The sequence below is a fragment of the Massilia sp. NBRC 108631 genome, assembly GCF_059704565.1.
Genome location: NZ_BAAKJE010000056.1, coordinates 41,268 through 49,860 on the forward strand (window position 1 = coordinate 41,268; position 8,593 = coordinate 49,860).

Here is an 8,593-nt window from a genome sequence, read left to right on the forward strand (position 1 = left end):
CTCTCCTGTTTATATAGTTGGGCGCGTGCTGTCGAGGAAGTCGATCAGCGCTGGGCCGAAGCTGCGGTCCGCCGTGTCCAGGTGGGCGACGATGGAGGTATGGTTGTGGCCGGGGACTTGCGCGAAGCGCAGTCCCTGCGCGCCGGCCTGCAGCGCGCGGTGGAAGAATTCGGCGCCGTAAGCGTCCAGGTGCGGGTTCTCATATTCGGCGATGGCGACCAGCGTGGGCAGGTCCAGGCGCCAGGCATGGGTGACGGGCGAACGCTGCTCGTAAAGCGCGGCGTCGTCCCCCCAGTAGGCCCGCACGCCCGCCGCGTTCGGGTTACTCGGCAACGCATCCGCCCGCAGCCGCGCGCTGACCAGCACCAGGCCGGCCAGCCCGTGGCCCGCGCCTGCGCCTCCAATGCCGCCGCTGCCGCCAATATCCAGCGCGTAGCTGGCCGCGTGGGCGCCGCCGGCCGAATGCCCGATCAGCACGATGTGGCGGGGATTGCCGCCATAGCCGCCGATATGGGTGCGCAGCCAGGCCATTGCCAGCGCCACGTCGTCCGCGCCGCCGGGGAATGGCGCTTCGGGCGCCAGCCGGTATTCCAGGTTCACCCCCACGTAGCCATGGCGCGCCAGATAGCGCGCAACGTTGCCGTAGATTTCGGCATTGCTGTTCATCTCGCCCCGCATGAACGCGCCGCCGTGCACGAATACCGCTACCGGCGCGCCGCGCAGCGGCGTCGCTGCGCTGCGGTAGATGTCCAGCCGCTGCCGGGCGTGGCCGCCATAAGCCAGCCCCGCATCGACGGTGATGCCGGCACGGTCTGCTGCGGACAGCAGCGGCGTGTAGATCTCCACCACCTGTTTGCGGTGTCGGTTGATGTCGTCCGCCCACACCGGCCCCATGGCTCGTAGCACCGCCGCCACCGCAGCCGGCAGGCCTTCGAATGGCCGCATCAATACACCCCCATGATCTGGCTCAGCTGGGCGATGTATTCGCCATAGCGCGGGTTGGTTTTCACGTGCTCCGGCCTGCGCGGGCGCGGCAGGTCGATGCGGATATCGTGGATGATGCGGCCCGGACGGCCGGACATCACCAGCACCCGGTCCGACAGGAACACCGCCTCCTGGATGCTGTGCGTGACCAGCAGCACCGTCTTCATGTGCTCCTGCCAGATGCGCAGCAGCTCCACGTTGAGCAGGTCGCGCGTCAAGGCGTCCAACGCGCCGAACGGTTCGTCCATCAGCAAGATCTTCGGGTCCAGCGCCAGGATCTGGCCGATGGAGGCGCGCTGCCGCATGCCGCCCGACAGCTGGTGCGGATAGCTGTTCTCGAAACCGGACAGGCCCAGCGTGCGCACCAGCTCGCGCACCTTGGCGGCCAGCGCCTCTCGGGGCAGCTTGCGCAACTCCGCGCCGAGCAGCATGTTCTGCTCCACGGTCAGCCATGGCAGCATATTGCTGGCCTGGAAAACCACGCCGATCTCCGGCACCGGCTGCACCATGGCGCGGTTGCACACTTGCACCAGCCCTTCACTGTGCGGCACCAGGCCCGCCACGATGCGCAGCAAGGTGCTTTTGCCGCAGCCGCTGGGGCCGAGGATGGAGACAAACTCACGGTCGCGTACCGCCAGCGACACGTCCTCCAGCGCGTTGACCGACTGCTTGCCCGGAAAGCGCTTCACCACATTGGCCACCCGTATGACTTCCGGTTGGCAGGCCGCGCCGGCCGCCGCCTGCGCCAGCTCATCCGGCTTGTTCATTATCTTCAGGTTCATACCGCTTGCCCCCTCCACCACACCGCGCGCGACGCCACTTCCACCGCCCAGTACAGCAAACTGGCCAGCAGCGTGATCGCCAGGATGGCGGCAAACATCAGATCCGTCTGGGCGTTGGCCGTGGCCAGCGTCATCAAGTGTCCCAGTCCCTTTTCCGCGCCAATGAACTCACCGACGATGGCGCCGATCACCGCCAGCGGCATGGCGATCTTCACGCCGTCCACGAAGCTGGGCAGCGCGGACGGCAACTGCAGGCGCAGCAAGGTGTCCCAGCGCGACGCGCCCAGTGCACGAAAGTGCTCGTCCAGGTTGGCGGCAATGCCCGACAGTCCGCCCAGGGTGGCGATCACCAGCGGGAAGAAGGCGAACAGGAAGGTGGATGCCAGCTTTGACGCGAAGCCGTAGCCGAACCACACGATCATCAGCGGCGCCAGCGCAATCTTCGGCAAGCTTTGCAGCGCCGTGATGAAGGGATACAGCGTGCGCCGCGCGAAGCCGTTGAAATGGATCGCCACGCCCAGCACCACGCCGCCCACCACGGCCAGCGCGAAGCCGGCCAGCACTTCCAGCAGCGTGACCCAGCATTCGGCCAGCAGCAGCTCGCGCTGCTCCCAGCCCGCCGCCAATACCTTGCTCAGCGGCGGCATCAGGTAGCTGCGCACGCCGCTCAGCGCCACGCCGTATTCCCACAGGAGCGCGAACGCGCCCCAGAACAGCACCGTTTCCATGGTCCGTTTCATGTGCCCTCCTCAGCTCTTGCCGGACTTCGCATCCACCACCGCCTGCGGCGGCGGCACCACGAAATGCTTGAAACGGTACTGGTCGAAGGACTCGATGTTGCGCTCCCAGACCTTGGCTTCGTACCCGCTGCCTGGGGCAATCTGCGTCATTTCGCAATACACTTCCACGTTGTTGCCGTCCGGGTCCTTGAAGACCAGGAACAGGTTCTCGCCCGGGCCGTGCTTGCCGATGCCGCGCACGATCTCCACGCCGTGCGCCTTCAGTACTTCCACCGTGCGGTCGATCTCGGCACGGTCTTCCACCAGATAGGAGAAGTGCTCCATGCCGGGACGGCCATAGTGCGGCAGGTCGTCCATGCCGGGCGAACCGGGCGGGATTTGCGACAGCGCCAGGTCGTGGTGGTCCTGGCCTGCACGCAGGAACACCATCTGGTCGCCGATCCAGTCGGACACGGTCAGGCCCACCACTTCCGTATAAAAGCGCGCGGACTTGTGGATGTCGCGCACCATCAGCACCAGGTGCCCGAGTTTTTTGGGACGCAGCTTTTCCATCTCACTCTCCTACAAAACGGTTGGTATAGATTTCGGACGTCTTCACCGGTGCGGTCACGCTGAAAGCTTTCTTCACGAAGTCCGCGGTGGCCTGCATGCGCTCGTCGTGCATCCAGCCGGTCTTCTTCGCGCCCGCTTCCGGCGCATGCATCAATTCGCTGGTCTCCTCGATCTGCTGGCGCAGCACGGACTTGTCGATCAGCTTCTGCTGGCGGGCGATCAACTCCACTGCCTCGGCCGGGTTCTTCGCCTGGTACTCGTAGCCCCGGTAAGTGGCCGCCACGAAGCGCTTTACCAGGTCCGGATTGGAAGCGATCAGCTTTTCGCTGGTGACGATGCCGTTGCCGTACAAGTTCAGCTTGAAGTCGCGGTAGCGCAGCGCGCCGATCCTGATGTCGTTCTTCTGCGCCATCCGCTCCAGCACCGGCTTGTTGGCGCCTTCCCAGCATTCGGCCAGGTCGATCGAGCCGTCCAGGAAAGCCGTGTTGATGACGGCGGGATCAAGGCGCAGCAGCTTTACGTGCTCCGGCGGCAGGTTATTGGCCGCCAGCCAGGCCGGAATGACGTTGTGCAGCGGCGATGCGGCGCCGCCTCCGATGACCAGGCCTTTCAGGTCGGCGATGGTCTTGATCTTGCGGTTCGGCTTTTCGACGTAGCACAGCGCCGCAGGCCAGCGCGTGTTGATGGCGCCAACCATGACGGTCTTGCCGCCCTGCGCGCGGTTCAGCATCACGCTGATCGGATCGCCGTAGCCGAACTCGAACAGGCCCTGGTCCACCTCATTCACGGTGCGCTGGCCGCCGTAGCCTCGCGTGGCGCTCACGTCCAGCCCCGCCTCGGCGTAATAGCCCTTGGCGATGGCCACCAGTACGCCGCTGGTGCTGCCCTGCGGCAGCCAGGCCAGGTTGAAGCGCACCGTGTCCGCTGCCAGCACAGGCGCGGCGCCGGCCATGGCGGCAGCGGCGGCCGTAGCCGTGACGGCGCGGCGCAGCAGGCGCCGGGACCTCATGCGGCCTCCTTGCGCGCAGGCGCCGCAACCACGCGGTTGCGAATGCTGCCGATGCTTTCGATGGTCGCCACCATCTCGTCGCCGGGTTTCAGGTAGACCCCGCGCCCCATGCCCACGCCGTTCGGCGTGCCGGTGGCCAGCAGGTCGCCCGGCTTCAGCGTCAGCATGCCGGACAGGTAGGCGATCTGCTCGGCAATGTTGAAGATCATGGCGTCGGCGGTATCGTCCTGCATCATCTCGCCGTTCACAGAGAGCTGCAGGCGCAGGCCTTGCGCACGTTCGATGCAGGCGCGCGGCACCACCCAGGGGCCGATGGGGCCGAAAGTGTCGTGGCTTTTGCCGCGGAACCAGTCGTGCTTGAAGGGGTAGTCGCTGCGGCGGTTCAGGTCGCGCGCGGTGACGTCGTTGAACACCGTGTAGCCGGCGATGGTGTCGTATGCCTCTTCCACGCTGACGTTGCGGCAGGTTTTGCCAATGATGACGCCCAGTTCCACTTCCCAGTCCAGCTTCTCCGTATCGGCCGGCATGACCACGTCGGTATCGGTGGCGGTAATGCTGGTTTCCGCCTTCATGAAGCAAAACGGCGCGCTTTCCTCGCGCGGTGCCAGTTCGGTGCCCATTTCGCGGGCGTGCTCGTAAAAGTTGGACGCGGCGCCGAAGATGCGGCCCGGCGTGTACGGCACGCCAATGCGGTAGGACTGCGGCGGCAGCGCCGCCACGCGGCCCGCGCGCAGCAGCTCGGGCAAGGCATGCGCCATCTGGCTGAACAGCGGCGCGGCCGCGCTCCAGTCGGCCAGCGCAGCGTTCAGGTCCGCCGCCACGCGCGGCTGGTTGCCGGCCACGCCCAGCGCCCCCGCCTCCACCAACTGACCGACGTCGTACAGCGCCCCGCCCACCACCAGCGCCAGCTTGGCGCCCGCTCCGCCCTGCTTCAGTTCATATCTTGCGATTGCATGCCACATTGTCTGCCTCCTTGTTGTTGATAGGAATACGATAATATCTATCCGTATACATAGCAAGTTAAATGTGTGAAAATTTTCCTCACTTAAAACATGGGGGATGAAAATGGACTTGGCGATGAAGCCGCAGGTGCTCCTGCTGATCAGCATGGCGGCGCCGTTTGTGGAACAAATACAGAGCTGCTGGCCCATGGCCGTGTTGCCGGAAGCGGCCGCGCTGGAGCGGCTGGCGCGCGACACTGCCGCGCAACTGGCGGGCGTGCGCGTGGTCATCACCAACGGCAGCACGGGCCTGTCGGCGGCGCAGATGGACGCGCTGCCGGCGCTGCGGCTGGTGTGCAGCTACGGCGCCGGCTACGAGAACATCAACCTGGCGGCAGCCGATGCGCGCGGGATCGCGGTGACGCATGCGCCGGGCGTGAACCACGCCACCGTGGCGGACCATGCGCTGGCGCTGATGCTCGCCAGCGCGCGCGGCCTTCCGGGCCTGGACCGGGCCGTGAAGGAAGGCCATTGGCTGGCGCACCGCATGGCGCGGCCCGCCGTGCACGGCAAGCGGCTGGGCATTGTCGGCATGGGGAATATCGGCGCGCTGATTGCGCGGCGGGCAGCGGCATTCGACATGGAGATCGCCTACACCACGCGCAGCGCCAGGCCGCAGCTGCCTTACCGGCACGTGGCCAGCGTGCTGGAACTGGCGCGCGCGAGCGATTACCTGGTGCTGGCCTGCCCCGGCGGCGCCGCCACGCGGCACCTGGTGAATGCCAACGTTCTGGAAGCGCTTGGGCCGCAGGGCTTCCTGGTCAATATCGCGCGCGGGAGCGTGGTGGATACCGCGGCGCTGATGCAGGCGCTCGAGCGGCGAACCATCGCCGGCGCGGCGCTGGACGTGATCGAGAACGAACCGGCACTGCCGCCGGGAGCAGCCCTGCTGGATACGCTGATCCTGACGCCGCACATCTCGGGCCGCTCGCCGGAAGCGCAGCTGGCGCAGCATGAAGTCCTGCTGGCCAACCTCGCCGCACACTTCGCCGGCGGCGCCTTGCGGCACGCGCTTACGTAGCGCCGCCAACGATCCCGGCGCGGTCCGCAACCAGGTCCGGATTGCGCAACGCGGGGCCGGCACTGCTCGCGTCGGCGCCCACGTCCTTCACGGCGCCGCCCCAGCCATGGTCGGTCAGGTCGACGATCACGCCGTTCGGATCGCGGTATTTCACTTCATAGAAGATATTGCCCTTCACCGGCACTTCGCCCATGTAGTAGGTGCCGCCGGCTGCCTCCGCGCTGGCGCGCGCGGCGCCGATTTCGTCGACCCACATGCCGATGTGGTGCAGGCCCACGAAGTCGCGGCCGCGCTCCCCCGCCGCCTCGTCGGTCTTGTAGTTCAGCAGCGCGATCGACATCACGCCGTCGCTCAGGTACACCCCGCGCGCAAGCGAGGAATCGGTTTCGCCCACCTTGCGGAAGCCGAAAGCGTTGATGTAAAACTCGGCCGTCTTCCATGGATCGGGAACGGAAATGGCGATGTGGCGCAGCTTGGTGCTCATGGTTTCTCCAGTGTTGTGGTTGATCTGCCGCTCCATTCTAACGAGGTGAAATTTATATGTATACATTTAAATACATGTGCATGTATATGTGTACAGATGAAAAGCAAGCGTCTATGATCGCGGTCACCAACATCAATGGAGGACAACATGACGAGATGGGCCATCGCGGCGCTGGCAGGCGCAACGGCATTCGCAAGCTGCGGCGCACGCGCAGCGGACAACGTGCGCATCTACGGCTTCCTGAAAGTCAACGTGGAGAGCGTGGCTGCGGGCGGCGCCCGCCAGCAGCGGGTATCGAACGACTTGTCGGTGCTCGGTTTCCGTGGTACGGAAGACCTGGGCGGCGGTCTGCAAGGCTTCTTCCAGATAGAAATGCCGGTGGCGGTCGATACCGGCGGCGGCGGGGACTTCACGCGCAACACCGCCGTCGGCCTGCGCGGCAGCTTCGGCCAGGTGCTGCTGGGGATATGGGAATCCCCCTACCGCTATGCGTCGGTGTATGCGATAGACCCTTTTGCAGCGGGTATCTTCGCCTCCAACGCCATCATGGGGAATGGCTTTGCCACGGCGGCCAACGCCGTGGTGCCGGCCTCGTTCGACCGCCGCCAGACGAACCTGGTGCAGTATTCGACGCCGTCCTACAGGGGCTGGAATGCGCGCGTGGCGGCCAGCGCGCGCGAAGAAAAGAATGGCGCCGCCAATCCCGGCATGGAGGCCGCCCTGGTGACGTATGAGGATGAGAAACTCTACCTGGCCTATGGCGTGGAACGCCACCGCGACTACTTCGCCACCAAGGGCAAGGACATCGGCCACAAGCTGGGCCTGGCCTACAGTCTGGGCGGCACCCGCCTGCGCGCCGCCTTCGAACGGCTGCGCTACGCGCCGGCGCCGGGCCAGCACCTGAGCCGCAACGCCTGGCAACTGGCCGCCACGCACAACAGCGGCCCGCACATCTGGCGCGCCTCGCTGACCCGCGCGCTGGACACCAAGGGCAACGCCACCACGGGCGTGGGTGGCGCCGGCAAGCCAGGGCCGGGGACGGGCGCGGCGCAGTACACCGCAGGCTATGGCTATGCCTTGTCCAGGCGCAGCGAGCTTTGGGCGGCCTACACCCGCACGCGCAACGAAGCCCGCGCCATGTACAACCTGTCCGCCAACCCGGTACCGGGCTTGGCTGCCGGGCAGGACCCGTCAGGCTTCGGCGTGGGCATTACGCACAAGTTCTGAGCCGGGCGTCAGAACTCTTCCCAGTCGCTTTCGGCGCCGTTGGCGACGCGCGGCTTCGGCATTGCCTTGGCGGCGGGCCTGGATACCGGCCCGCCAGCCAGCTTGCGCACCGGCGCGGCGGGCTTGGCGACCGGCAGCGGGCGCACCTTGGCGGTGGGAACCGAACCAGCCGCAGGGGCAAAAGCAACGGCCTGCCTGCCATCGAGCTTGAACACGCTGACCACGCGGGTCAGGCCCTGGGCACGCTCGTTCAGGGAATCGGCTGCGGCTGCTGCCTCCTCAACCAGCGCCACGTTTTGCTGCGTCAAGCCATCCATCTGCGTGATGGCGGCATGGATCTGGTCCAGTCCCATGGTCTGCTCCTGGCTGGCCTGCGTGATCTCGCTCATGATGCTGGTCACGCGCTGGATGCTGGTCACGATCTCCTGCATCGTGGCGCCGGCCTGGTCCACCAGCTTGGCGCCGCTGCCCACCTTGTCCACCGAATCGTCGATCAGGGCCTTGATCTCCTTGGCCGCCGCCGCCGAACGTTGCGCCAGGTTGCGCACTTCGGAGGCCACCACCGCGAAGCCCCTGCCCTGCTCGCCCGCCCGCGCCGCTTCAACCGCAGCATTCAATGCAAGGATGTTGGTCTGGAAGGCGATGCCGTCGATGACGCCGATAATGTCGACGATCTTCTTGGACGAATCGTTGATCGAGCCCATGGTGTCCACCACTTGCGACACCACCACGCCGCCCTTGATGGCCACTTCCGAGGCCGACTGCGCCAGCAAATTGGCCTGGCGAGAATTTT

Annotated in this window: 10 protein-coding genes; 2 read left to right on the forward strand and 8 right to left on the reverse strand. The window is 66.2% G+C overall.

Annotated elements, in window-relative coordinates; all coding sequences use genetic code 11:
* Positions 1-9: 9 nt before the first annotated feature.
* From AC6H42_RS06530 to AC6H42_RS06555, 6 genes are read right to left on the reverse strand one after another with little or no spacing between them, the layout of a single operon-like run.
* Positions 10-945, reverse strand: coding sequence for an alpha/beta hydrolase (locus AC6H42_RS06530; protein WP_497547654.1), 936 nt, complete (start codon positions 943-945; stop codon positions 10-12).
* Entirely contained in the window at positions 945-1,751 is an 807-nt protein-coding gene (locus tag AC6H42_RS06535) for an ABC transporter ATP-binding protein (protein ID WP_057157338.1), read from the reverse strand. The genes AC6H42_RS06530 and AC6H42_RS06535 overlap by 1 nt, the downstream gene beginning before the upstream one ends.
* 11 nt (positions 1,752-1,762) lie before the next feature.
* Positions 1,763-2,506, reverse strand: a complete 744-nt coding sequence (locus tag AC6H42_RS06540) for an ABC transporter permease (protein WP_497547655.1) — start codon at positions 2,504-2,506, stop codon at positions 1,763-1,765.
* Positions 2,507-2,515: 9 nt separating this feature from the next.
* Positions 2,516-3,058, reverse strand: coding sequence for a VOC family protein (locus tag AC6H42_RS06545; RefSeq protein ID WP_497547656.1), 543 nt, complete (start codon positions 3,056-3,058; stop codon positions 2,516-2,518).
* Between the two features lies 1 nt (position 3,059).
* The gene (locus AC6H42_RS06550) at positions 3,060-4,067 is read right to left on the reverse strand and encodes an ABC transporter substrate-binding protein (RefSeq protein ID WP_057157076.1); all 1,008 of its coding nucleotides are present in this window, start codon (positions 4,065-4,067) and stop codon (positions 3,060-3,062) included.
* Positions 4,064-5,029 (reverse strand): fumarylacetoacetate hydrolase family protein, encoded by a 966-nt coding sequence (locus AC6H42_RS06555; RefSeq protein ID WP_057157075.1) that lies wholly within the window; start codon positions 5,027-5,029, stop codon positions 4,064-4,066. Before AC6H42_RS06555 ends, AC6H42_RS06550 begins: the two co-directional genes overlap by 4 nt.
* A gap of 103 nt (positions 5,030-5,132) precedes the next feature.
* Between AC6H42_RS06555 and AC6H42_RS06560 the strand changes: the two genes are divergently transcribed.
* Positions 5,133-6,089, forward strand: coding sequence for a 2-hydroxyacid dehydrogenase (locus tag AC6H42_RS06560; RefSeq protein WP_497547657.1), 957 nt, complete (start codon positions 5,133-5,135; stop codon positions 6,087-6,089).
* Here AC6H42_RS06560 and AC6H42_RS06565 read toward each other — a convergent pair.
* Complete coding sequence (locus AC6H42_RS06565) at positions 6,082-6,573, reverse strand: VOC family protein (protein ID WP_057157074.1); 492 nt, start codon at positions 6,571-6,573, stop codon at positions 6,082-6,084. The genes AC6H42_RS06560 and AC6H42_RS06565 overlap by 8 nt on opposite strands.
* Before the next feature lie 147 nt (positions 6,574-6,720).
* Here AC6H42_RS06565 and AC6H42_RS06570 point away from each other — a divergent pair, with 147 nt between their 5' ends.
* Positions 6,721-7,800, forward strand: coding sequence for a porin (locus AC6H42_RS06570; protein WP_497547658.1), 1,080 nt, complete (start codon positions 6,721-6,723; stop codon positions 7,798-7,800).
* An 8-nt stretch (positions 7,801-7,808) separates the two neighbouring features.
* On the opposite strand, the gene AC6H42_RS06575 is transcribed toward AC6H42_RS06570, so the two are convergent.
* Positions 7,809-8,593: methyl-accepting chemotaxis protein (locus tag AC6H42_RS06575; RefSeq protein ID WP_497547659.1), on the reverse strand; the 785-nt coding region annotated here is incomplete at its 5' end.

Bases quoted from the DNA above. Each gene is read 5' to 3' on its own strand.
- AC6H42_RS06530 (WP_497547654.1), bottom strand. From the start codon at position 945: ATGCGGCCATTCGAAGGCCTGCCGGCTGCGGTGGCGGCGGTGCTACGA.
- AC6H42_RS06535 (WP_057157338.1), bottom strand. From the start codon at position 1,751: ATGAACAAGCCGGATGAGCTGGCGCAGGCGGCGGCCGGCGCGGCCTGC.
- AC6H42_RS06540 (WP_497547655.1), bottom strand. From the start codon at position 2,506: ATGAAACGGACCATGGAAACGGTGCTGTTCTGGGGCGCGTTCGCGCTC.
- AC6H42_RS06545 (WP_497547656.1), bottom strand. From the start codon at position 3,058: ATGGAAAAGCTGCGTCCCAAAAAACTCGGGCACCTGGTGCTGATGGTG.
- AC6H42_RS06550 (WP_057157076.1), bottom strand. From the start codon at position 4,067: ATGAGGTCCCGGCGCCTGCTGCGCCGCGCCGTCACGGCTACGGCCGCC.
- AC6H42_RS06555 (WP_057157075.1), bottom strand. From the start codon at position 5,029: ATGTGGCATGCAATCGCAAGATATGAACTGAAGCAGGGCGGAGCGGGC.
- AC6H42_RS06560 (WP_497547657.1), top strand. From the start codon at position 5,133: ATGGACTTGGCGATGAAGCCGCAGGTGCTCCTGCTGATCAGCATGGCG.
- AC6H42_RS06565 (WP_057157074.1), bottom strand. From the start codon at position 6,573: ATGAGCACCAAGCTGCGCCACATCGCCATTTCCGTTCCCGATCCATGG.
- AC6H42_RS06570 (WP_497547658.1), top strand. From the start codon at position 6,721: ATGACGAGATGGGCCATCGCGGCGCTGGCAGGCGCAACGGCATTCGCA.